The 24,800-nt window shown below is 34.4% G+C and carries 26 protein-coding genes and 1 other annotated feature; of the genes, 13 read left to right on the plus strand and 13 right to left on the minus strand.

Annotated features, from left to right (window positions below):
- The first annotated feature begins 20 nt into the window (after window positions 1–20).
- From B5X47_RS05670 to B5X47_RS05710, 9 genes are all read left to right on the plus strand, one after another.
- Complete coding sequence (locus tag B5X47_RS05670) at window positions 21–1,493, plus strand: protein adenylyltransferase SelO (RefSeq protein WP_200805087.1); 1,473 nt, start codon at window positions 21–23, stop codon at window positions 1,491–1,493.
- 111 nt (window positions 1,494–1,604) lie between these two features.
- Window positions 1,605–2,420, plus strand: a complete 816-nt coding sequence (locus tag B5X47_RS05675) for a transposase (RefSeq protein ID WP_079589219.1) — start codon at window positions 1,605–1,607, stop codon at window positions 2,418–2,420.
- An 18-nt stretch (window positions 2,421–2,438) separates the two neighbouring features.
- Window positions 2,439–2,783: a glutaredoxin domain-containing protein gene (locus tag B5X47_RS05680; RefSeq protein WP_079589220.1), complete on the plus strand. Its 345-nt coding sequence runs from the start codon at window positions 2,439–2,441 to the stop codon at window positions 2,781–2,783.
- Between the two features lie 211 nt (window positions 2,784–2,994).
- Entirely contained in the window at window positions 2,995–4,395 is a 1,401-nt protein-coding gene (locus tag B5X47_RS05685) for an ATP-binding protein (protein ID WP_079589221.1), read from the plus strand.
- A gap of 7 nt (window positions 4,396–4,402) precedes the next feature.
- Window positions 4,403–5,395 carry a UDP-glucose 4-epimerase GalE gene (galE, locus tag B5X47_RS05690; protein ID WP_079589222.1) on the plus strand — a complete coding sequence of 331 codons (993 nt, stop codon included), beginning with the start codon at window positions 4,403–4,405 and terminating at the stop codon, window positions 5,393–5,395.
- A complete protein-coding gene (locus B5X47_RS05695; RefSeq protein ID WP_079589223.1) occupies window positions 5,392–6,444 on the plus strand; it encodes an S-methyl-5-thioribose-1-phosphate isomerase in 1,053 nt (350 codons plus the stop codon). Before galE ends, B5X47_RS05695 begins: the two co-directional genes overlap by 4 nt.
- A gap of 9 nt (window positions 6,445–6,453) precedes the next feature.
- Entirely contained in the window at window positions 6,454–7,674 is a 1,221-nt protein-coding gene (gene mtnK / locus B5X47_RS05700) for an S-methyl-5-thioribose kinase (protein ID WP_079589224.1), read from the plus strand.
- 20 nt (window positions 7,675–7,694) lie between these two features.
- Window positions 7,695–8,333: an L-fuculose-phosphate aldolase gene (locus tag B5X47_RS05705; RefSeq protein WP_079589225.1), complete on the plus strand. Its 639-nt coding sequence runs from the start codon at window positions 7,695–7,697 to the stop codon at window positions 8,331–8,333.
- An 88-nt stretch (window positions 8,334–8,421) separates the two neighbouring features.
- A complete protein-coding gene (locus B5X47_RS05710) occupies window positions 8,422–9,219 on the plus strand; it encodes a copper amine oxidase N-terminal domain-containing protein (protein ID WP_079589226.1) in 798 nt (265 codons plus the stop codon).
- A 5-nt stretch (window positions 9,220–9,224) separates the two neighbouring features.
- Here the strand turns inward: B5X47_RS05710 and B5X47_RS05715 are convergent, their stop codons facing one another.
- Window positions 9,225–9,659, minus strand: a complete 435-nt coding sequence (locus B5X47_RS05715) for a prepilin peptidase (protein WP_079589227.1) — start codon at window positions 9,657–9,659, stop codon at window positions 9,225–9,227.
- A 108-nt stretch (window positions 9,660–9,767) separates the two neighbouring features.
- On the opposite strand from B5X47_RS05715, the gene B5X47_RS05720 reads away from it, so the two are divergent.
- On the plus strand, window positions 9,768–10,112 hold the full coding sequence (locus B5X47_RS05720) for a PilZ domain-containing protein (protein WP_079589228.1): 345 nt from the start codon (window positions 9,768–9,770) through the stop codon (window positions 10,110–10,112).
- A gap of 21 nt (window positions 10,113–10,133) precedes the next feature.
- Here B5X47_RS05720 and B5X47_RS05725 read toward each other — a convergent pair whose 3' ends face one another.
- From B5X47_RS05725 to B5X47_RS05770, 10 genes are all read right to left on the minus strand, one after another.
- Window positions 10,134–10,469: a DUF192 domain-containing protein gene (locus B5X47_RS05725; RefSeq protein WP_079589229.1), complete on the minus strand. Its 336-nt coding sequence runs from the start codon at window positions 10,467–10,469 to the stop codon at window positions 10,134–10,136.
- An 8-nt stretch (window positions 10,470–10,477) separates the two neighbouring features.
- Window positions 10,478–11,404, minus strand: coding sequence for a type II secretion system F family protein (locus B5X47_RS05730; protein ID WP_079589230.1), 927 nt, complete (start codon window positions 11,402–11,404; stop codon window positions 10,478–10,480).
- Window positions 11,405–11,417: 13 nt separating this feature from the next.
- A complete protein-coding gene (locus tag B5X47_RS05735; protein WP_079589231.1) occupies window positions 11,418–12,404 on the minus strand; it encodes a type II secretion system F family protein in 987 nt (328 codons plus the stop codon).
- Between the two features lie 14 nt (window positions 12,405–12,418).
- Entirely contained in the window at window positions 12,419–13,750 is a 1,332-nt protein-coding gene (locus B5X47_RS05740; RefSeq protein WP_079589232.1) for a CpaF family protein, read from the minus strand.
- Window positions 13,751–13,753: 3 nt separating this feature from the next.
- The gene (locus B5X47_RS05745) at window positions 13,754–14,494 is read right to left on the minus strand and encodes an AAA family ATPase (protein ID WP_079589233.1); all 741 of its coding nucleotides are present in this window, start codon (window positions 14,492–14,494) and stop codon (window positions 13,754–13,756) included.
- Between the two features lie 15 nt (window positions 14,495–14,509).
- Window positions 14,510–15,247: a Flp pilus assembly protein CpaB gene (cpaB, locus tag B5X47_RS05750; protein ID WP_079589234.1), complete on the minus strand. Its 738-nt coding sequence runs from the start codon at window positions 15,245–15,247 to the stop codon at window positions 14,510–14,512.
- An 11-nt stretch (window positions 15,248–15,258) separates the two neighbouring features.
- Window positions 15,259–16,173 carry a pilus assembly protein TadG-related protein gene (locus B5X47_RS05755; protein WP_079589235.1) on the minus strand — a complete coding sequence of 305 codons (915 nt, stop codon included), beginning with the start codon at window positions 16,171–16,173 and terminating at the stop codon, window positions 15,259–15,261.
- 10 nt (window positions 16,174–16,183) lie between these two features.
- The gene (locus tag B5X47_RS05760) at window positions 16,184–16,588 is read right to left on the minus strand and encodes a TadE/TadG family type IV pilus assembly protein (protein WP_079589236.1); all 405 of its coding nucleotides are present in this window, start codon (window positions 16,586–16,588) and stop codon (window positions 16,184–16,186) included.
- 162 nt (window positions 16,589–16,750) lie between these two features.
- Complete coding sequence (locus B5X47_RS05765; RefSeq protein ID WP_079589237.1) at window positions 16,751–16,942, minus strand: Flp family type IVb pilin; 192 nt, start codon at window positions 16,940–16,942, stop codon at window positions 16,751–16,753.
- A 416-nt stretch (window positions 16,943–17,358) separates the two neighbouring features.
- A complete protein-coding gene (locus B5X47_RS05770; protein ID WP_330395737.1) occupies window positions 17,359–17,910 on the minus strand; it encodes a helix-turn-helix domain-containing protein in 552 nt (183 codons plus the stop codon).
- A gap of 298 nt (window positions 17,911–18,208) precedes the next feature.
- On the opposite strand from B5X47_RS05770, the gene B5X47_RS05775 reads away from it, so the two are divergent.
- The 3 genes from B5X47_RS05775 to B5X47_RS05785 all read left to right on the plus strand — a co-directional run bounded on the left by B5X47_RS05775 (window position 18,209) and on the right by B5X47_RS05785 (window position 21,738).
- On the plus strand, window positions 18,209–19,588 hold the full coding sequence (locus tag B5X47_RS05775; RefSeq protein ID WP_079589238.1) for a peptide MFS transporter: 1,380 nt from the start codon (window positions 18,209–18,211) through the stop codon (window positions 19,586–19,588).
- 137 nt (window positions 19,589–19,725) lie between these two features.
- Complete coding sequence (locus tag B5X47_RS05780; protein ID WP_013360616.1) at window positions 19,726–20,799, plus strand: M24 family metallopeptidase; 1,074 nt, start codon at window positions 19,726–19,728, stop codon at window positions 20,797–20,799.
- Window positions 20,800–20,985: 186 nt separating this feature from the next.
- The gene (locus B5X47_RS05785) at window positions 20,986–21,738 is read left to right on the plus strand and encodes a DUF975 family protein (RefSeq protein ID WP_079589239.1); all 753 of its coding nucleotides are present in this window, start codon (window positions 20,986–20,988) and stop codon (window positions 21,736–21,738) included.
- Window positions 21,739–21,853: 115 nt separating this feature from the next.
- On the opposite strand, the gene ilvA is transcribed toward B5X47_RS05785, so the two are convergent.
- Both ilvA and B5X47_RS05795 read right to left on the minus strand, forming a co-directional pair.
- The gene (gene ilvA / locus B5X47_RS05790) at window positions 21,854–23,095 is read right to left on the minus strand and encodes a threonine ammonia-lyase (protein WP_079589240.1); all 1,242 of its coding nucleotides are present in this window, start codon (window positions 23,093–23,095) and stop codon (window positions 21,854–21,856) included.
- 57 nt (window positions 23,096–23,152) lie between these two features.
- Window positions 23,153–23,382, minus strand: a binding site (T-box leader).
- Between the two features lie 51 nt (window positions 23,383–23,433).
- Window positions 23,434–24,792 (minus strand): APC family permease, encoded by a 1,359-nt coding sequence (locus B5X47_RS05795; protein ID WP_079589241.1) that lies wholly within the window; start codon window positions 24,790–24,792, stop codon window positions 23,434–23,436.
- Window positions 24,793–24,800 lie beyond the last annotated feature (8 nt).

Consider the following 24,800-nt stretch of genomic DNA (forward strand, 5'->3'; position numbering starts at 1 on the left):
TAATTTAATCTAGTGGAGGAATGAATATAACTATGAATGAAAAGTATAATTGGAATTTTAAAACTAGCTATGAGCTTCTTCCAGAAGTTTTTTATAAAAAAGTCTCTCCTAATACTGTAAAGAGTCCTGAAATTGTAATTTTTAATGAGGAGCTTGCAAATGAATTAGGTCTTGACTCATCAATGCTAAAAAGTGGATATGGGAAAAATATTTTGGCAGGAAATTTGGGACCAGAAGATGAAGGATTGCTTTCTTTAGCTTATGCGGGGCATCAGTTTGGGCATTTTACTATGTTAGGAGATGGAAGAGCTTTATTAATAGGTGAAAGTAAAAACTCAAAAGGAGAACTAATTGATATACAATTAAAAGGTAGTGGACGTACGCCTTACTCGAGAGGAGGAGACGGAAGGGCAGCACTAGGGCCAATGCTTAGGGAACATCTAATTAGCGAGGCTATGAATGCACTTAAAATACCTACGACTAGAAGTCTAGCAGTACTAAAAACAGGGGAAAAAGTTTATAGAGAGAATTCTCTTGAAGGTGCGATTCTCGTTAGAACAGCACTGAGTTATATAAGAGTAGGAACATTTGAATATGCAGCAGCTATGGGAAAGGGAGAGCATCTAAAACAATTAGCAGATTTTGCTATAGATAGACATTTTTCGAAGGTAAAAAAAGAGGAGAATCCTTACCTTGAATTTTTGAGAGAGGTGATACACTCTCAAGCGGAACTAATTGCCAGATGGCAGGCTGTGGGTTTTATCCACGGAGTTATGAATACGGATAATACTGCTATAAGCGGCGAAACGATTGATTATGGGCCGTGCGCATTTATGGATATCTACGATCCTAAGACTGTATTTAGCTCAATAGATACATTTGGCAGGTATTCTTATGAAAATCAGCCTAAAATTCTTAGATGGAACCTTGCTAGATTAGCAGAAACCCTAATTCCTCTAATTGATGACAATCAAGACAAGGCTGTATCACAAGCAAATGAACTGCTTGCAGAGTACGATGAGATATATCTTGGATTTTATTATAGTCTAATGAGAGATAAGTTAGGAATTATAAAGGCTAGCAGTGAAAACAACAAATTAGTAGATGATTTGTTAGAACTGATGAAGAAAAACAAAATGGATTATACCAATACCTTTGTTGATATTACCTTTAATAATTTAAATGAAAGTGAAAGCTATGAGAGTGAAGAATTTAGGCAGTGGGAAATCAGATGGAAAGATATATTAGATAATCAGGATGGAAATATAGAGTTAGCAAAGCTAAAAATGAAACAATCAAATCCTGGTATAATTCCAAGAAATAGTTTAGTAGAACGAGCACTCTCAGAAGTTATAAATAATAACGATTATACGTTTTATAAAAAGTTATTAAAGAATCTTTTATCGCCATATGAGCATGAATTAATTGATAAAGAGTTTAAAAAAGATCCAGTTATGCCGCTAAAACCATACAAAACCTATTGTGGCACTTAAAATCAATAGGGACGGTTAGAATCATTAGGGACGGTTCTTTTTGATTTTTGTTAAATAGGAATTTTATGGTAAAATTAACTAAATATTTGAGATTATAATTGTGAGGTGAGTATGATGCCAAGACAAGCTAGAGAGATAAGTGAATCTGGATACTATCATGTGATTATGAGAGGCAATAACAAGGAATATATCTTTGAAGACCGATTGAGTAAGCAAATTTTCATGAATCAATTATTGAAGATATGTGATGAGAAACTGTTGGATCTCTTAGCATGGTGTATTATGGACAATCATGTGCACCTTGTTGTAAAAACTTCACCTGAGGATTTGGGGATAGCTTTTAAACGTATTAATATTAAATATGCTATTTGGTATAATAAAACTTATGATAAAATAGGCCATGTTTTTCAAGACAGGTTTATAAGCGAAGCGATTGAGTCAGACGAATATCTTATGATGGTCATTAGATACATCCACAACAATCCTTTAAAAGCCAACATTGTAGATAGCTGTGAAAAATATGAGTGGAGTAGCTATACATTGTTTACTGGAAAATTTATTCCTGAGCCTATGAAAATAGTTATGGAAATGTTTCAAAATGATTTAAAAGCATTTAAGGATTTTCATAAGATGGAAGATGACAAAGAATATTTAGAGATAAAAGAGGATAAGCAAAAATTTAGAGAAGCAAAAATTCAAAAAACTATTGAAGAATTTTGCATCAAATATAATATAAGTAAATTAGAAAATAAAGTAATGACGCCTGAGATGAAGACGGAAATAATAGAATCATTAATAGGTTGTGGTCTTAGTATAAGAACGATTTCGGATATATTGGGGGCTCCATATAGCTCTATTCAAAAACAATTTAAGAAAGTAATAGAATTAAATGAGGGTGGTCAAAAAGAACCGTCCATACTGATTTGATTTAAGGAGATGAGAAGTATGAAAAAAGTGATTGTTTATACTACTAGTACTTGTCCGCACTGTATTAATGCGAAGAAATTTTTAAAACAAGAGGGTATTTCTTTTGAAGATAGAGATGTAAATACTAATCCCATAGCTAGAGATGAATATGCAAAGCTCAATGTTAAAGGTGTCCCAACATTTGTGATAGGAGATGAAGTGATTGAAGGCTTTAATGAGCAAAAAATTAAATCCTTGCTCGATTATTTTGTTATCAGTTGCCCTTCTTGCAAAGCTAGGATGAGAGTGCCTAAGAATAAAGGCCAGATAAAAGTTAGTTGCAAAAAGTGTGAGACACAGTTTTTGGTAAATACTAATAAGTAGGTTTTATTTAGGCGGAATAGGGCTTCCATTATAAGAGCTAAAATTTGTATCATTAATTACGATAAAAGAATTAAAATAAAATCAAAAAGAACCGTCCCTTTTGATTCTTTTGATTTAAAAAATGTATAGTTTAAATTAGACTAAATACGACTCGACAATACTTAATTCTAAGTATATAATTTGTATAGGATAGAATTGAGGAGGATAAGTCATGTTTTCAGGTAGAAAAAAAGAACTTAAATATTTACAAAATAGATACGAAAGTAATAAATCTGAATTTGTTGTTTTATACGGAAGACGACGAATAGGAAAAACAGAGTTACTAAAACAATTTGCACTAGATAAAAATCATATTTTTTATTCTGCAATAGAAACCGTTGATAAAAGTCAACTGGAAATGTTTTCAAAAGAATTATTAAAAGGTTCTGAACTAGAAAATTATATTGATAGCTTTAAATCATGGGAAGAAGCATTTAAATTTTTGGCTGATAAATCAAAAAAAGAGAGAATCTTAATTATAATAGATGAGTTTCCATACATGGTAAATGGTAATAGTTCAATTCCTTCTATACTTCAAAATATTTGGGATTTAAATTTGAAAAATTCAAAATTAATGTTAGTTCTTTGTGGGTCATCTATGTCCTTTATGGAAAAAGAACTGTTATCTGTCAAAAATCCTTTATATGGAAGATTAACAGGGAATTATAAAGTTGAGGAATTTTCAATTTATGAAACGGCAGAACTTTTACATGAGCTATCTTTTGAAGAAGTAGTTCAATATTATGGTATTTTTGGAGGAGTTCCTCATTATCTTGTTCAAATTAATATGAAAGAATCCTTTTATTATAATCTAAGTAGCATTGCTCTAGAAAGAGGTTCCATTCTATTTAATGAGGTGGAGTTTCTCTTAAGGCAAGAACTTAGGGAAGTTATGTCGTATTTCGCAGTGATACAGGCAGTTGCGCTTGGAAGCACAACTCTCAATGAAATAGAGCAAAAATCCTCTATTGACAGAACAAAATTAACTTATTACTTAAATAATTTAATAGAATTGGGAATTCTAGAGAAAGAATATCCTGTGACCATGCCAATAAAACAAAAAGCTAAGAGTAGGAAAGGCCTATATTATCTTAAAGATTCTTATTTTAGATTTTATTTCACATATATGTTTCCCTATATGTCTGAATTAATAGATTCTGGAAGTGACTATATTGTAGAAAAAATCATTAAACCCGATATGAATAGATTTTTAGGAGCAACTTTTGAAAAAGTTTGTAAGCAGTTTTTAATTAAATTAAAAGCTGAAGGAAACTCTCCTTTTCATTTTGTTTTGATTGGCAGATGGTGGGATAAATCCGAGGAAGTTGATATAGTGGCATTTGATGAAAACAATAATATGCTCTTAGGAGAATGTAAATGGACTAACAGTACTCAAGGATATAAACTCTTAGATAAAATGATTAGATTAAATAAAGAAGTGATGCCAGATGTAGGAAACACTTGGTATTATTTGTTTTCAAAATCTGGATTTACTGATGAACTTATCCAGCACGCAATAGAGCAGAAAAATATTAAATTAATCACATTAGATGATATGAAGTTTAAGGAGTAGTTTGTATATGAGATATTTAGTAACTGGTGGACTGGGGTTTATTGGCAGTCATACTGTAGTAGAGCTTATTAATAATGACCATGAGGTAGTTATAGCTGATAATCTTATTAATTCGAAGCTTGAGGTGCTTGATAAGATATATGAAATAACTGGAGTTAAGCCAATTTTTTTTCAAATTGACGTTACTGATGAAGAAAAAGTTAAGGAGATATTTTTAAATAACAAGCTTGATGGAGTAATTCATTTTGCAGGGCTAAAGGCTGTAGGAGAATCGGTTAGCAAGCCTCTTGAATATTATTATAATAATCTAGTATCTACTATGGTTCTTAGCAAGCTATGTTTAGAGTATAAGGTTAATAAATTTGTATTTAGCTCATCAGCTACAGTGTATGGAGAGCAAGAGTCTCCACTAAATGAAGGTATGGAGCTAAAAAGGACAACTAATCCCTATGGAGAAACAAAAGCAATGAGTGAAAGAATTCTGATGGATACAGCTAATGCTAATGAAGGGTTTAGTGTTTGCCTTTTAAGATATTTTAATCCAGTAGGAGCTCATGAAAGTGGACTGATAGGAGAAAATCCAAATGGAACTCCAAATAATCTTATGCCATATATTACTAAGGTGGCAAAAAAAGAGCTTAAGAAGCTGAGTATATTTGGAGATGACTATGACACGGTAGATGGAACTGGAGTGAGGGACTATATTCATGTAGTAGACCTTGCAAAGGGTCATGTAAAGGCTATAGAAAAACTAGCATCAGGAGTAGAAATATACAATCTAGGAACAGGAAAAGGCACATCAGTACTAGAGCTAGTAAATGCATTTATGAAAGTCAATAATGTCGATATACCCTACGAAATAGTAGGAAGAAGAGCTGGAGATATAGCTACTTGCTATGCAGATACAAATAAAGCTATGAGCGATTTGGGATGGAGAGCTGAGAAAGATATAGCGGATATGGTGAGAGATTCTTGGAGATTTGAAGGGGGAGTAGGATGATTAGAAAAGATGAAGGCCTAGGTTTTATCTTAAAATATGAAAATGTAGCTTGGTATGAGGGCGGCAAGGTAAAAATTCTCGATAGGAGAATTTATCCTACTCAGATTAGTTTTGTGACCTGCAATACGCATGAGGAGGTAGCCAAGGCTATAGCGGATATGGTAACTCAAAGTGCTGGACCATATACGGCTGCAGGTATGGGGATGGCTCTAGCAGCATATGAAATAAGAAATGAAAGCAAGGAAAAACAACTTGAGTATCTCGAAAAAGCTGCATACACACTATCTCATGCTAGACCGACTACTGTAAACCGGATGAAGCTTATTACGAGTGGATGCCTAGAGGTTGCAAGAAAAGCTCTTGATAATGGAGAGCAAGTTGATGAAAAGATATTTAACTCTACTATAGATTCACTAAATAGAAGATATGAGAACATGGAAGTAGTAGGAAATTACCTAGTTGATATGTTTCCAAATAAAGGGACAATTATGACTCAATGCTTTGGAGAAACTATTGTAGGGATGATGTTAAAGCAAGCCAAAAATAGAAATAAGGATATAAGAGTTTTCGTTCCTGAAACTAGGCCTTATTTTCAAGGAGCAAGGCTAACTGCTAGCGTAAGCCAGGATCAAGGCTTTGATACCACTGTTATCACTGATAATATGCCTGCTTTTGTTATGAAAACTAATAAGATAGATTTATTTACATCAGCGGCAGATGTGATTTGCCTAGATGGTCATATCACAAACAAAATAGGAACCTATCAGCTTGCAATCACTGCTAAATATCACGAGGTTCCATACTTTGTGACAGGAATACCAGATATTGATAATCCTACTGTAGATACAGTAAAGATAGAAGAAAGAGACCCAGCTTTAGTACTAGAAGCTAGAGGGATAAAAAATACATTAGATGGAGTAAAGGGCTACTATCCTTCGTTTGATATTACGCCGCCTCACTTAATCAGTGGAGTAGTTACAAATAAAGGAATATATTCACCTTATGACTTAAAAAGATATTTTGAATCGGATGTAAAAAAATTCTATTAGGGGTGACTGATGGATAGATTTAGTGAGCATTTTAGGATGGATGAAGAAGCTATAAGGGTATATGTAGCTGAAAAACTCAAACTTTTTGGAAATATAGAAGATATAAAGGTCAGTGAAATAGGTGATGGGAATATCAATTATGTTTTTAGAGCTGAGGATATAAAATCAAAGAAATCTGTAGTTATAAAGCAGGCAGATAAACTGCTTAGAAGCTCTGGAAGACCTCTTGATGTAGATAGAAACAGAATCGAGGCCGAGGTGCTAAAATTTTATGGGGAGGTTGCAAGCGACTATGTTCCAAAAATTTATCATTATGATGAAGTAATGTGCGCGCTTACGATGGAAGACATATCTGAATATGAAAACCTAAGGCATGGACTTATGAAAAAGAAGATATATACGAACTTTGCTGAGGATATCACCACATTCATGGTAAACACTTTGATTTCTACTATGGATATAGTAATGAATCCTTGGAAGAAAAAAGAAGATGTAAAAAAATATATTAATGTAGAGCTATGTGATATTACTGAAAAATTAGTATTTACAGACCCATATACAAATCATTTTGGAACAAATATTGTGCTTGATGAAAGCAGTGAGTTTGTAAAAAAAGAAATTTACGATGATGAAGAGCTAGTATTTGAGGCAGGAAAACTCAAGTATAAGTTTATGAACAATCCTCAGAGCTTACTTCATGGAGACCTTCATAGTGGTTCGATTTTTGTGACTGAGTCAAAAACTAAAGTTATAGATCCTGAGTTTGCATTTTATGGACCTATAGGCTATGACCTTGGCAATGTGGTTGGAAATTTATTTTTTTCTTATATTCATTCAGACATAGTTATGAGTGATGAAGTCGAAAAGAGAGCTTATCTTAGTTACCTAGAGACTACTATAGCGGAAATAATGGATAAGTTTACTGAGAAGTTTGGCAGAGCCTATGATGAAAAAGTAATTGATCCTATGGCAAAAAATCCTCTATATAAAAGATGGATGATAGCTAGCATACTAGAGGATGCTGCTGGAATGGCTGGAACAGAGATAATAAGAAGGACAATAGGAGATTCAAAGGTTAAAGAAATTGAATCGATTGGAAGTATAGAAGCTAGAGTATATATGGATAAATTTTTAATACTTTTAGGAAAGAGCTTAATTAAAGACAGATATAAAATCAAGACAGGCAAGGATTATGTAGCTTTGATAGATAAAATTAAAAAATTAATTTAGGGGAACAGGTGAATATCAAGATGATGGAATATGAAAAAGAGCAGGTTGTAAGGTATGGGAAAAAGTTAATTGACAGAAGACTAACTACAGGCTCTGGAGGAAATATCAGTGTATATAACAGAGAAAAAAATCTAGTTGCGATAAGTCCAAGTGGACTTGATTACTATGAAACTACACCTAAAGATATAGTAATCCTAGATATCAATGGCAATCTAGTAGAAGGAAAGCATAGACCATCGAGTGAAGCAGGTATGCACTTAGCATTTTATAAAAATAGAGCTGACGTAAGCGGGATAGTGCATACGCATTCTAAATTTGCAACAGCAATAGCTTGCATGGGATGGGAGCTTCCTGCTGTACATTACCTAATAGGAATGGCTGGGCATAGAGTAAAATGCACGGGATATGCCACTTATGGCTCTGATGAACTAGCTAAAAAAGCTCTTAAGACAATAGGAGACTCAAATGCTGTTCTTCTTGCAAATCACGGACTTATTGCTCTAGGGGAAGATGTTGACAGAGCCTTTTCTACAGCTGAGCATTTGGAATTTGTTTCAGAAGTTTATTACCTTACAAAAACCTTAGGAACACCAAATATTTTAAGTGATGAAAATATGGACGAGGTAATGAAGAAATTTGGAACATACAGATATCTATAAATTATTTTTACCTGTTTTATTGGACTATAAATAAAGATATAATGGTAGAGATAGAACAAAATAACTAATTTAGGGGAGTGGGTTATTAATGAAAAGAATTATTTTTGCTATGTTTATGGTATGTGCACTGATTGTCTCGGTACCACTAAATGCTGAAGCGGCTACTTATGCTAAGGGAATTATTTTGGATGGACAGCAAATTGAGACAGAAATTGCACCTATAATTGAAAATGGAAGAACTCTTGTACCTGTAAGAGGAGTACTTGAGGCTATGGGAGCTACTGTTACATGGGATCAAGCCACAAAAACTGCAACTGCTTATTTGGGAGAAAATACGACATCTGTAACTATTGACAACTACACTGCATATGTAAACGGCTACGCAGTTACCTTGGAAGTGCCTGCAAAGGTAGTAAATGGAAGAACTATGGTTCCTCTTCGTTTTATGGCTGAATCTATAGGATATGATGTATCGTATAGTGATGGATACGTATACCTTGATATGCCACAATATGATGGATATAGCGAGTTTTATGCTATTATGGATGATTTTGATGTTAACATAGTTCAGCCAGAATTTCAGTCAGACAATTTATATGTTTCAACTAGCTATAATGAAGATGAAAATGCAGTTGTAATTAGCATCCAAGGCGATGGAATGACAAATGAAATAATGAAGATGACCACAAATGAAGGTTTTGAAAGTGAATGGAGCGAATTTATTGATTATATGGGAGCTTTGTCTGTGGGTATAGTAGATTATTTTGATGCCTATGGTTATGATGTAAACGGAATAGTAGAAATTATCAATGATGAAGATAGTGATTATGTTTTGCTTCAGATCAACAATGGAGTAGTTACATATGATGAGACTGGATTGTATTAGAACTTTTATTTTAGAATAAGCTGAATGATGATGCCTAGAGAGATAAACGGACCAAGTGGAATATAGTCTTTTTTATTGAGTTTTTTGAGTTTTATAAGAACTAAGGAAATTAGTGCTGCTAGCCCAAATCCATATAAGGTAGCATACATAATTCCAGGAAAGCCTAAATAAAGTCCAGATACTGCAACCAATTTTACATCGCCTCCGCCGATATCATCATTAGTGGCTAAGGCAGTGATGTAGAGCAAAAGTCCTCCAACAGCAAAGCCATAAACAGAGGTACTGGTATCAATTAATTTAAGAGATGCAATGACTATCCACACGAGCATAAAAATGAGTATAAGAAAATTAGGTATTTTCTTGGTTTTTATATCTATAACAGATATTGCAATGAGTATGCTTGATATTATAGCTTTGATAAGAAGGCTTGTATAATCCATAATATCCCTCCATATAGTATTTTTAATATATTATATTATGGGTATAATTAAATATAATATATATTAGTATGTATTAGTGTATACCCAAAATTTTGGAGGAAAAGAGCTATGAAAAAAATAACTGAATCGAGAAAAAATCTAAGGGTGAACAAAGGAATAGCAACCCAGTGTGGGACCTACTATGTGGATGATAACTTGATAGAAGCCAATCCTCCCATTGATTTAGTTATGCTCAATATCTCTGAAGGAGGAATAGGTATAGTCTCTAGAAAAGAATTCCGACCTGGGTCTGTACTTATTTTCAATGTGGATTTTGGACTGGAATCTTACAAGGTTATGGCAAAAGTGATATGGACTAGTGAAAAAGAAGATGGATATGCAAGTGGACTTGAATTTATTTCAATTCCTTATGCTCTTAAGGAAGCTCTGAGTATGTATGAGAATTTAGTTTAATAGTAAAAAGGAGATTGGCTGCTATATTAAGTACAGCTTATCTCCTTTTTTTAATTCTATAGTTGTCTTTTTAGAATCGTACTCTATGACTTTTGAGGCTTGTTTTACAAATGGACCCAATCTGAATGGCTTCATACTAGATGTAAATTTAACTACTGTATTATCTTTATCTAAATATATAACACCTATTTCGAATTTCATAAAGAAGGTATGAATAGAGCTACATGGAGTTATCAAAACGGCGTAGCTATTAGGAATTTCATTTTTAAACATGAGACCTTTTAACCTTTTTAAAAAGGTATCGTAAATTTCTAGGTCATCTATTATTATTTTACCTTTTGAATTTTGAAGTTTCATGTCATTACCTACAATCCCATTATAGTATTTTTGATTTGAATTATAGCTGGCCCTAATATAACTACGAACATAGATGGGAATATGAAAAATACAATAGGAATAATCATCTTTATAGGGGCTTTCATAGCTAGTTCTTCCGCTCTTTGACGTCTTTTAGTTCTAACCTGAGAAGACTGGACTCTTAGAACCTTTCCTATGCTCACACCCAGCTGCTCAGCCTGAATGATAGAAGAAAGAAAAATCCTTATATCATCAGTGTCACAGCGCTCCACCATATTTTTTAAAGCTTGTCTTCTGCTTATCCCCATTTGGATTTCTGATACTACTTTTGCAAATTCCTTTGAAAGCTCATTGCTGCCTTTTTCTGCGACCTTGGACATTGCAGAGTCAAAGGAAAGCCCAGACTCTACACTTACTGTCATCAAATCAAGCACGTCTGGAAGCTGTCTAGAGAGGATGAATTTTCTCTCTCTTATTTTGTGATTGAGGATAAAGCTTGGAAATATAAAGCAACTTCCAAAAAATATAATTGAGTAGATGATTTTTGTTACGTCTGGATACGGAGTAAAAATAATCAAGGCTATAAATACAACTGGAAGCCCCCAGGTTATTATTGAGGATATAAATATCCATCCGCTAAGACTTAGTCCATATGGATGCCCTGCTACCTCAAGCTTTCGTTCGATTTCCTTTGAACGACCTTTTGGGGTTCTTTTATAGATTTCCTTGCTGATTTTAGAGGTGACAGGTTTTATTACTCTTTGTGAAAAAGGCTTTCTTCTTTCGTCAATTACTAAAGCTAAGTGCTCTGAATAGATTTCTTCTATTTGTCTTATCCTGTCCTTGATATTTGCAGCTGGGGTAATTACTGTAGATATTCCAAGATACACAAAGTAGGAGATGCCAAGAGCGGCGATTATCATTGTCCAGTCCACGCAAATACCCCCTTTAGTATTTTATATTCATAAATTTACGAATGAACATATAGCCTATAATCTGACCTAGGATAGCAAGAGAAAGCATTAATATACCAAGAGGATCTGAAAAAAGCACCAGTACATGCTCAGGGTTTACTATCATCATAAAAGCAAATAAAGCAAATGGCAAAAACATAACCACATAGCCAGAAAGTCGAGCTTGAGAAGTTAGGACTCTGACCTCTCCTTTAATTTTGTAGCGCTCTCTTATGGTTGAGGAGATATTATCCATTATTTCTGCTAGGTTTCCACCTATTTGCCTGTTTATGATTATTGCAGTTACAAGTAAGTCTAAATCTTCACTTTTTACTCTTTTAACCATATCTCTAAGAGCATCCTCTTGAGTTATCCCTAGTCTCATTTCCTTAATGGTTTTAGCAAATTCCTTTGATATTGGCTTTGGCATTTCTCTAGATATAGTTTCCATAGCCTGCATAAAGCTGTAGCCTGCTCTTAAAGTACCTGCCATCATATCCATAGCATCAGATATCTGGCTGTTAAATAAATCCAGTACTTTGTTTTCTTTGCGCTTTACATAAAGTACAAATAGTGTCGGAACTAAGCATATCACTACAAGAGAGGCCATGAAGGATTCGAAATACATTCTAACTAGAGTTCCAGCTATGAGAGTAGCAACTAGTCCTGAAAGAAAGAATTCTTCGACTGTAAGAAGAATTTCAGCTTGATCTAGCCTAGTATCTATTAAATCTCTGTAGTGAGAGAGATTGCCTTTTTCTTTTTCTGATTTTTCCACAGTATCTCTGTAGCTTTTTTTGAAATCTATTTTTTGTTTATTTTTCTTGGATTGAACTTTTGCTGAGTCTTCAAATTTATATTTTGAATCACTTAGATATGACTCTAGGCGGTGTATGGGTTTTCTCTGCTCTAAAAACACAAAGAAGGAAAGGGTCAAGGTAAATACTGTCAAAAAACCTAATCCTAGCGACATGGTAAGCATGACCGATTCCTCCTTTAGCTGAATATGCTTTCATCTAAAAATATTCCAGCATCCTTGATTTCTTGAAGTACTTTTGGCTTTATGCCGGTGCTTTTGTGATGAGCTTTTAGCTTTCCTCTAGTATCTTTGCCATCTATTTGAAGCTTAAATATCTCTTGAAGGGTTATTATATCTTCCTCCATTCCTTGAACCTCTACTATACTTACTACTTTTCTAGTTCCATCTTTTAATCTGGATTGATGGACTATTATATCTATGGCAGAGGATATCTGTTCGCGGATGGCTTTTAGAGGAAGGTCCATTCCAGCCATTAGTACCATGGTTTCAAGTCTAGAGAGCATATCTCTAGGAGAATTGGCATGACCAGTTGTAATAGAGCCATCATGACCAGTATTCATAGCTTGGAGCATGTCTAGAGCTTCTCCAGATCTTACCTCTCCAACTATTATTCTATCTGGTCTCATACGAAGAGCATTACGAACGAGGTCTCTTATTACTATTTCACCTTTTCCTTCTATATTTGGAGGTCTTGATTCTAGTCTTACTACGTGGTCTTGATGAAGCTGAAGCTCAGCGGCATCTTCTATACTTACGATTCTTTCATCATTTGGAATAAATGAAGAAAGTACATTTAGAGTCGTAGTTTTTCCACTTCCAGTACCTCCAGAAACTAGAATATTTAGTCTAGCTCTTACTGCGGCTTTGAGAAACTCCATAAGCTCTATGCTAGTTGTGCCCATATCTATGAGGTCTTTGTCTGTGTATGGATCCTTTGAGAATTTTCTTATGGTAAGAACAGGTCCATCCAGAGCCAGTGGAGGGATAATAGCATTTATTCTCGAACCGTCTGGAAGCCTTGCATCTACCATAGGAGAAGATTCATCTATTCTTCTTCCTATAGGAGCTACTATTTTTTCTATTACTTTCATTAGCTGGGCAGTATCTTTGAATTTTATTTTCGTTTTCTCTAGTTTTCCTTCTCTTTCAATATATATATCATAAGGGCCATTTACCATGACTTCTGTTATGCTATCGTCTTTTATGAGTGAGGTAATTGGACCATAGCCGGTGATATCGTTATATGCAGAATTTATAGTTTCCTCTTTTTCTATATGAGTTAAGAACATATTGTCTTCTTCTAAAATTTCTTGCAGAAAATCCTGAAGCTTGGCTCTTATATCGACGTTGTGAAGGTCTTTTTTTTCAGTATATTTCACTAGTTTCTCTTGTAGCTTAAGAGTAACCGCATAGATTTTATCAGAGTTATCTTCTATGACAGGAGTAATTATTTCTTTGGATTTTATTTCTTCAAGCTCTTGTTTTTTCAGTCTATCTATTAGAGTCATAGGTTACCCCTCCTTTAGCCACTGACCTATTTCTGCAATACTTTTTGAAATGGATTTTTTAGCCATGTTTATTACAAAAGGCTCTCCTTTGTTGCTAGAGGACACTACTGTTGAAAGGTCCATAGGAATCATCTTGGATATCTTTTTATTTAAGATTGTTTCGACGTCCTTTTGACTTACACCATATTTTTTGTCATGCATATTTAAGATTAGTCCGATTTTATCTTCTTCGTAATTTAATCTTCGAATGATATCAAGGCCGACCCTAGAGTTTTTTATTGCAGGGATATCAATGGTTGTAATGTAGAAAATTTTGGAGGAATGGTCAAGCGCTGAAAGGTTAATATCTCCAAAATTTGGCCCAGTATCCACTATTATATAGTCGTATTTTTCCATAAGAGTTGATAGGATTTTATCAACGCAGGTTGGAGAGACAAATTCAGCCTGTTCAGGTGTTATAGGAGCAGGAAGGACCATGACATTTGATGAGTGCTTAATTAAATAATCATCTATTATGTCATAGCTTATTCCTGAAATATCACGAGTAACATCTACTATTGTACTTTTAGGATTGATATCCATCATAAGTGCAATATCGCCAGCCATCAGGTCTAAATCTACAAGAGCCACTTGATTTTTATCTATGGAAGCTAGATAGACAGCTAAATTGACAGCAAGTGTGCTTTTGCCTACTCCTCCCTTGTTACTGAACACTGAAATTACTTTTCCTTTATTTTCTCTCATGAGACATGCCCCCAGTTAACGATTTATTATATCTTGTCTTACTGTACCATTTGTATCTATAGCAGTATTGTCTTCAGGATTTCTAAGTGCAAGATGCAAATACCCTGTTTTGTAACCTAATACTAGCTTTTCAGCATTTTTAGCCTCTAGTGCTAGGGTTATTTTTCTAGTATCTAGAGATTCGTTTTTCTCATCATTGTCACTTTCTGAGATATCATTTGCCTTATCAACGGATAGAACTAGAACTTTTTGGAGCATATCAGAAGAAGATTCCAAATTAAAAATATATGTCGTTTCAGATTTTACTTCCTTTTCTTCTAGATATACAAAAACATCTACAAAATCTCCAGGCTTTATAAAATCAGATACTCCAGATACGGAATCAACTGGAATAGTAATTGCTACATAACCTGTTGGAACTTTGTAGGAAAAATAGGTCTTATCAAGATCCGCCAATCTGTCGCTGATTATTTGCTCATTGGCAACTATTTTCACAGCTGCATATTTACCTACTATCTTCGCTTTATCTCTGATTGAGTTTGGTAAGATATAGCTATCTTGAATTTTCTGAGGCTCAAGCATATCAGCGGTGATTTTTGTTCTGGCAGGGATATCCTCTGTAGCTACTATAATTTCTGAATAGGTAGCTGGGTCCATTTTAGCAATTTCACGCTGAATATATGAATAAAAAGCAAGGACAGTAGCTATTCCAATTAGAACAGATAATATTACAAGTTTTTTGCTGGTCTTCATCTGAAAGCCCCCTATTCTACTAGATTAACAGCTCTAACTCCATAATCAGTACCATCTAAATCAGCATTTCCAAGTGTAACATGCTCTACGAAATGACCAGTTACATCCACATTGTTGCCTTTTTGCTCTACATCATCTATCTGAAAAGCTGCAAAACCAGTGATTATTATTTCTTTGTTGCCAGGAACGTCCATTGTGCTAAATAGAGGAATGAGGATAGTTACGCTTCCTGAGTTTGCATCGAGCAAATCTCTTAGATTTTTTGCAGTTGGACCAGCGTTATTTCCTGGATAAGTGTCTACGCCGTCTCCGATAGCATAGTGATTTTTGGTTCCATTCAAAATGTTTTCAGGATATTTGTACTGAGGGTCTTTGCCCCAAAGATTCACTGAACCAAAATTTCCAGGACCGAGTTCATCTTCAGCTGTGATATTTGGAATGTATTTTAAAATGACTTCTTCATTGGACTGAAAATCAAGCTCAGGATTCCATACTATTCCAAAAGGTCTAAGACCACTTACAACTGACCTCGCAGGAGCATTAATAGCTGCGGCATGAACATTTATGTCACCATCATTTATTCCCAAAATCCTAGCAAAGGCAAAGCCTATATTCTTGGTTATATTGACACTGATTTTTTGATTTGAATCTGAAAATACTACATCTGCGGTATAAGAATCGCTTATATTTTTATCTAAATAATCTCTTGCAATGATTTCTGCTTGAGTGGTGTTTGATGGAAGCTCCTGAGCTCCAGCAAGTGCAGCAGAGTCTGCAGCTGACTGAAGTTTATTTCTAGTTAATGCCATTGCGCCTACATCAGTAACAAGAGCTGTCATCGCAAGAAGAACTGCTATTGTCATAGCTATAATTACCGCAATAGAGCCTTTATGATTGAAATTAGCTTTTGTTTTAGATTTTTTCATAATAATCCCCTCATTCACTTTCCACTCTCATGCTGGTGGATGAACTTACATTTAGGCTGCCACTAGGAGCTATTATAGTTCTGATGATAGGAACTATGAGATTAAGAGTGTGATTCACAGTCACTGTTACCTCGCTGCCGTAAGGTCTAGAGTCTGAAGGGCTTATAGTTACAGATACTGTTCCTATGAAAGCAGCTTTATCTGTTGCCATGGTTGTGATTTCAGAGTTGGATTTTCCTACTGCTGCGGCTCTAGCTCCTTCCCTAGAAGCATTTGAAACTACTAGATAGGCATTGAATACCCTTCCAAATTCTATAGTTCCAAATACAATTAATAACAAGAGTGGAAGGACTAGTGCAGTCTCTACTAAGCTCTGGCCTTTTGAGTTTCTTATGGGAGAAAAAATATTTTTCATACTAATCCCACCTAGCTTTTAGTTTAAAACTTTGATATTCTTTATAAGTTTAATCAAAGTTATAAAATTATTTAATTAGCCTATAAATGAAAATTTGCCCTGCCTTATTATAAGGCAAGGCAATAGGATATGATTTTGAAAGTAGTAAATAGGTTTATTTTGTTATCCAGCTAGAGCCTCTGCAATTCTGTCAAATAAATCAGAGATAGCATCAGTTACTGCAGGCATAGCTAGAACTACAACAAGGGCTATAACAGCTATAATAAGAGCGTACTCAACCATACCTTGTCCATCCTCGTCTTTGATGAACTTACTAATAAACGGTGTTATCAAAGCTTTCATGTAATCTAACATAATGAGCCCTCCTTTATAAAATTATCAAAATACCCCCAAAATTAATTGTTTGAAAATTGCGAAAACTAAATTTAAAATAAATCGCAATCTTACATGGTCCTATAGTAATTTAGACTTATAGTATATATACCTCATTAAATGTTAGTTAAACAAGTCGAACATAAAATAAAATTTAAAATAAAATATAATTGTAATATATACTGAATTAGTATAATAAGAACTACATGTATTAGAGAAATTCAGACTGATTATGGGGTTCAGAAATCTTGTTGTACCCAAGATAAACTTAACTGATTAAAGCGATGCAGGTTGCTCATGGGTAGCAAAAGTCTTTTAGTATATAATGAAAAGCGCGTGATTTATGATTTTATACATAAACAACGCGCTTAGTTTTAATCGATAATTGTACAAAACTTTTAAAATACAGCTGGAGTTATTACTGAAAGAATTTTTACAGGAGAACCTAGAGGGTTTCTCCACTGGTGAGGCATTGTAGATGGATAGTGTATAGAATCACCTGCCTGAACTAGGTATTCCTTGTCTTCTATTTCCACGATTAATACACCCTCTAATACATAGGCAAATTCTTCACCAGGGTGGTTGTACTTATGTCCATGCTTTTGACCTCCAGGAATAGTTACTATCATTGATTCCAAGCTTCTACCAGAAAAATCCCCACTCAATCTCACAAATTCAGAAGGAAGACCTTCCATTTTAAAAGATTTTTGCTCGTCAATTTTTACATGATAGTTATGAGTATCCATGCTGTAGAAAAAATAGGTCATAGGCACTGAGAAAGCATCAGCTAGTTTTTTTAGTGAGGTAATTGCAAGTGAGGATGAGCCGTTTTCTACTTGGGATAAAAAACTTACAGAAAGCTCTGTTTTATCAGCTAAATCCTTTAGTGTATATCCTTTTTCTTTTCGTAGCTCTTTTATTTTATCTGCTATTTCGCTTAATATCTCCATTTTTTGTCTCCAATTAGTTAATAATAAATATAGGATAATAATACCATATAAGTTTGTCTTATTTCAATCATACTGTAAAAAATTCAGCTATATTTACTGTATATATAGAAAATTTACAGTATTATTAAAATTATGGTTGAAAATTATAGTTATACAATATATAATTTAGTCTAGATTAACAATTGTGATAGTTTTAACTTTTCACACAATTGTTTTTAGCCTTTAGGAAAACGATTTTGTAATCTGTTTTTCTAGGAAATATCATTTTATATGAAATCATACTGATGGAGGGAAGTAAATGAGCGATATGGTAGTAAAGAACAAAAGACCATTTGGTTTCTACGTATGCAGTGTTGCATTTATGTTTGAAAGAATGGCGTATTATGCTGCTAAGTATCTGATTTATGTTTTTGTGGCGGCAACTGTAGTAACAGGAGGATTAGGGCTTACAAGTGTAGAAGCTGCACTTATCCAATCAAATCTTGTTGCATTTACATATTTGGCACCTATTATTGGTGGATATATCTCAGACAGATTTATAGGAGCAAGGTATTGCGTACCAGTTGGTATAGCTCTTATGGCTGCGGGATACTGGATAGGAGCATCAGCAACTGATGCAGTAGGAATGAATATAATGGTTGCTCTTGTAGCTATTGGAACAGGGTTATTCAAAGGCAATGTTGCAGCTATTAGCGGTGCTTTATTTGATGATAAAGAGCAGCTTGATTCTGCTTTTTCAACTCAGTACTCTTTTGTTAATATAGGAGCATTTATAGGAACTACTGCTGTAGGAATCCTAGTTGCAAGTACATTTGCTCAAGGCGAAGTGCAAGGCTTTAGAGCAGCTTTTCAATTATGTGCAGTTATTTGCGTAGTTGATTTAATTTGGTTCTTATTTGGAAGCAAGTCTTTAGGCGAAGTTGGTAAAAAGCCATTTAAATTAGGAAAAGAAGCAGAAAAAGATGTAGTAGTAGAGAATAAGCCTCTTACTAAATCTGAAAAGAAAAAGGTATTTGCAATTATACTAATTTCAACTTTTTCAGTTATTTTCTGGGTATTTTGGTATCTTACATATCTAGCTGCCTACGATTACGGTGCAGCGTTTATTAATATGAATGTAAGTGGTTTTAATGTTCCGCTTTCATGGTTTGATTCACTAAACTCTATGACTTGTATAGCTCTAGGACCAGTTCTTGGTATGCTTTGGTTTAAATTATCAAAGACTGCAAAGGGAGACCTTAGCTTATTTAAAAAGCTTGGTATAGGGCTTGGACTTCTTGGAGCAGCATTTTTAATGCTAGTATTTGCAGAGTTTTCAAGAGGAGTAGGTGCAAGTGATGCATCTAAGGCAAGCCTACTTTGGCTGATTGCTTTTGGGTTACTTCTAAGCGTAGGAGAAATGTTCTTCTCACCACTAGGAAACTCATTTGTAGCTAAATATGCTCCGAATAAAATGGTGTCAGTGCTTATGGGGGTATGGACATTTGCAACTTTTATAGCTGGTAAATCATACGGATATTTATATGCATTTGCTTCAAAATTCTCAGTTATTCAAGCATATTCAGTAATACCTGCAATTTTATTTGTAGCTGCTGTGATGCTGTTTGTATTTGACAAGAAGCTTACTACCTTACTTGAAGATGACAGTGATGAAGTAGAGGATGCTTTAGCATCATAAAAATTAAAAAAATATATACCCATATGGCAATATTCATGCTGTATGGGTATACTGATATTATGATAGAATTTGGTTTATGATTTTGAAAAGTTAAGCTTACTTATTATTTTGAATTATTTTTTAGGAGAGATAAGACTATGAAATTAAACAGACTAGAAAGTATCTTAGAAAAAATGAAGGCAGAGAATCTGGAGCAGATGATAATTTCTGATCCAGCATCAATTTTTTACTTAACAGGTAAATGGATTCATCCAGGAGAGAGAATGCTAGCTCTTTATATCAGCACAAGAGGTGAGCATAAGCTGTTTGTAAACAAGCTTTTCCCTATAACTGAGGATTTAGGAGTAGAGATAGTTTGGTTTGACGATACAAACAATGCTGTAGAAATCCTATCAGAGGTTGTTTTAAAAGACAAGTCAGTAGGAGTAGACAAAAACTGGCCAGCTAGATTTTTAATTGGACTAATGGAGCTAAAAGCTGGAAGCTCATATGTAAATGGTTCATTAATCGTAGACAGAGTGAGAATGATTAAGGATGAAGCAGAAAAAGACTTTATGAGAGAGGCTTCAAGACTTAATGATTTAGCAATGGAAAAGCTAAAAAATGAAGTAACTAAAGGTCACAGCGAAAAGGAATTAATGCAGGTGCTTCAAGGGATTTACAAAGAGCTAGGAACTGATGGATTCTCATTTGAGCCTATTTTAGGATTTGGAGCAAATGCAGCTAATCCTCACCACTCAAATACTGATAAGGTTGCTGAGATAGGGGATAGCATCATTCTAGATATAGGCTGTGCAAAAAATTCATATTGCTCAGATATGACTAGAACAGTGTTTTTAAAGGAAGCTAGCGACAAGGCTAAAGAGGTATTTGAAATAGTACTAGAAGCTAATAAAAGAGCTATTAATACTGTTAAGCCTGGAGTTAGATTCTGTGATATAGATGCTGCAGCTAGAGATTACATAGCATCTAAAGGCTACGGTGAATACTTCACTCATAGAACAGGACACTCTATAGGTATTGATGTACATGATTACGGCGATGTTTCTGCTATCAACACAGACAAAGTTGAGCCAGGAATGATATTTTCTATAGAGCCAGGTATCTATCTACCAGGAGAAATAGGAGTAAGAATAGAAGACCTAGTACTAGTTACTGAGGATGGATGCGAAGTACTAAATAAAGCAGATAAAGAGCTTTGTATATTATAGGATAATAGATTTTTTAGTGAAAGACCTGTGAAAAAGTTCATGGGTCTTTTGTTATGCTTCTAAAAAATTGAAAAATATGAGCCATCTTAAACTAAAATTAATGAGTATAGTTCTTATCATCATAGAATATTTATTGATAGATAAGGGTATATAATATTTTAGAGAATAACTAAATGGGGGATTTTTATGTGGACTAGAGTGGAACTAAAATCAAAGGCTAAGGATTTTTTGCGAATGTATTACTGGAAAGCTTTTTTGGTTGCTTTTATGATATTTATAGTAGGAGGAAACCAAAATATGCTCCTCAATTCAGGAGGAAGCTCTGGAAGGGGAGGGCAAGATGCTCATTATCAAGGCGGGCAAATTATAGTTGATGACCCGAATTCCTTTGTTGGAAGATTTACAGAGCTGATGGGAACGCCTGGAATACTTGCTCTTTCTATTGTGATAGTGCTATTTGTGATTGGATTTTTTCTTTTATTTAGATTTTTTATTGGAATCCCAATTGAAATAGGAGGAAGAAAATTCTTCTTAGATGGTATTAATGAAGAACCAGATGTAAAATCACTTGGATGGGTATTTAAATCTGGTTCATATATGAACATATCAATCACTATGTTTTTAACTGGAATATATAATTTTTTATGGTTTTTGCTACTGATAATTCCTGGAATAATAAAGCATTATTCCTATATGATGGTTCCTTATATTTTAGTTAAAAATCCAAATATTGAACCTTCAAAGGCAATAAGACAAAGTATTCAAATGACAGATGGACATAAAATGAATATGTTTATTTTAGATTTATCATTTTTAGGTTGGTATATTTTAGGAACCTTGATGCTAGGAATTGGAGTTTTATTTGTAAATCCCTATTATGAAGCTACTTATGCTCAGTTATATGTATCTTTAAAGGATAATGAAACTATTGAGTATTAAATTTATTGATTAATTTATATATAAATCTGCTTAATTATATCTAATATATGGATAATGTCTTGGAAAACAGTATAAAGTTTTAGATTTTTTAGGAAGGGACCGGCAGGTCCCTTTTTTAGTACACTCTCTTTATGGTATAGCCAAGAGCTTTCATTTCATCGGATATTAGCTCCACATGATTATGACCGTTTGTCTCTACTGTAACCTCTAGCATAGCATCCATGAATCTGTTTGAAGCTTTGAACTGATTGTGATCTAGCTTGATTACATTTGCTCCTAATTTTGCTAGTAGATTAGAAATTTTAGCCAATTCTCCAGGCTTATCAGGCAGGTTCACAGAAAAACAAAATATTCTTCCCATAGATACAAGCCCTTGATTGATAAGGGTGGAAATGGTTAAGAAATCTATGTTTCCACCGCTGATGATGCAGGCTATATTTTTATTTTTTTCTTTGATTTTTCTAAGCGCTGCAAATGGTAAGACACCTGAATTTTCTCCAACTAATTTATGATTTTGCATCAGTAGCAAAAATGCCTCCATTATGTCAAAATCAGATACCTCAATGATTTCATCCACATGGGTTTTTATTAGTTCATAGGTTAGGCTACCAGGATTTTTAACAGCAACTCCATCAGCAATCGTGCATACTCTTTCTAGGCAAGTGAGTTTGTTGTTTTTCATAGATAAAGACATGGCATTTGCACCCTCTGGCTCTACTCCTATAATTTTTATATTAGGATTTAGAGCTTTTGCACAGGTAGCTACTCCAGCAATCAAGCCACCTCCACCTACTGGAACAATAATTAGATCGAGATTTGGAGCTTCGTTTAATATTTCAATGGCTATAGTTCCTTGACCTTCTATCACATCTGCATCGTCAAATGGATGAATGAACAGCATGTTTTCACTGCTTTCAAGACGCTTTGCTTCTTCATAGGCTTCATCATAGCAATCTCCATGAAGAACTATATTTGCGCCGTATTTTTTGGTGGATTCTACTTTGATAAGTGGAGTGGTTTTTGGCATGACAATGGTTGCAGTAACCCCAAGCTCTTTTGAAGCATAGGCAACTCCTTGAGCATGGTTACCAGCAGAGGATGATATAAGCCCTTGAGATTTTTGCTCTGAGTTTAGTTTACTGATTTTGTTATAGGCTCCACGAATCTTAAAAGCTCCAGTGGTTTGAAGATTTTCAGGCTTTATGTATACGTTGTTTGAGCAGTAAGCGCTGAAAAATGTGCTATGAATGAGGTTGGTTGGTCTTAATACTTTCTCGATTCGTTTGTGAGCACCTTCAAAATTAAAATTATACTGTATATTGGATACAGTATAGCTTGCATCATAGTTCTTTTCCATTTGTTTTTCCTCCTTTGTTTTTTAGCATAAAAAAACTCGCCCTAAAAAGCCTAAGCTTTCAAGGACGAGATTATCTCGCGGTACCACCTTGCTTGTGTATTAATTACACCACCTCATTTCAGTTCTATCAAACCTAAGCCAGTAACGAGGCTAGCCGGTATTCTTTACACTTTGATTCAAGAATACTGCTCAGGAGGGATTTGAATTTATTTCTTGCATCGATTTTCACCAGCCATCGACTCTCTGTAGCAAAGCATATAAATTCCGTTCTCCATCTACGCATAATATTAAATTAATAGGTATGATATCACAGATAATTTGGTTTGTAAACTAAAATATTAAGCTCTTTTTGATTTTGTGATGTGGTTGTAAACTGGAACTCCTAGAGCAGTAATTAATATTCCTAGAACTGCAGTTTTGAAATCAGTTACAAGGGTGCTAAGTAAAATATATATTCCTCCAGCTATTCCAACTAGTGGAACAAAAGGATAAAATGGTACTTTGTAGGCTGGATTTAAATGAGAGAATTTTTTTCTTAGGACAAATATTCCAGCTACTGCCATTACGAAGAAAAACCAAACCATAAACATTGCCAAGGTAGTTAAAACTTCAAAAGATCCACTCATAACATAAAGTACAGCCAATGCTCCTTCTAATACGAAAGCTAAAACAGGAGTATTAGATTGTGGATGAAGATAACTAAGCTTATCTGCGAAAGGGAACAAGCCTTCACTTGCCATTGCAAATGGAACTCTTACACCAGTTAATAAATAGCCGTTCATAGCCCCAAATATAGAAATCATTATTCCTGCAGAGATTAGAATAGCTCCTGATTTTCCAAACATCAGAACAGCGGCATCTGAGGCAGGTGTTTGTGAAGCAATTACAGCGTCCACAGGGATAACATTTATTATAGCTATATTTATAAGGACATAGATTATCATTGTTATAGATAGACCTAAAATTATAGATTTAGGAAGGTCTTTAGATGGATTTTTAAGCTCGCCAGCCATGTTAGCAACTCCTACCCAGCCATCGTATGCCCATAGGGTTCCAAGTATAGCAGAGCCAAATCCAGCAAGGCTAGCTCCAGAAAGTGAAACCTTAGAAACCTCGCTAACTCCTCCTACAGTGCCTTTTATAAAGCCAAAAGCAATTATAATTACTATAGGGATTAGCTTTGCAATAGTTGCAACAACTTGAATTTTGCTACCTATTTTTGTAGAAGCTATATTTACTAAGATTAGAAAAAATATTAAAGATATAGCTAGTATTTTTTGAGTAAAATCAGACATTGGAATGAAGAAAGTAGCTTGAGTTACAAAAATTATAGACAAAGCTGCAGTAACTCCAGGTACATAGATGAATGACTGTACCCATCCGAATAAAAACGCCCATTTTTCACTATATAATTCTTTTATGTATACAAAAAGTCCGCCTGTTTTAGGGATTGCTGTAGCTATTTCACTGATTGTAAGAGCAGAAGCTACAGTTAGCAGTCCTCCTATTATCCAAGCCATAATTCCTAGAAACGGGGAACCAGCATTGCTAAAAACAGGTGACGATTTAAAGAAGATGCCTGAGCCTATTACTATACCTATTACCATAGTTATAGCATCAAGCGCTCCGACTTGTTTTTTTAGATTTTGGTTAGAAGACTGTGATTCTTTTGGTTGTAGCTTAACAGTTTGCTGCATTAAGTTTC

Origin of the sequence: Acetoanaerobium noterae (assembly GCF_900168025.1) — a bacterium.
GTDB lineage: Bacteria > Bacillota > Clostridia > Peptostreptococcales > Filifactoraceae > Acetoanaerobium > Acetoanaerobium noterae.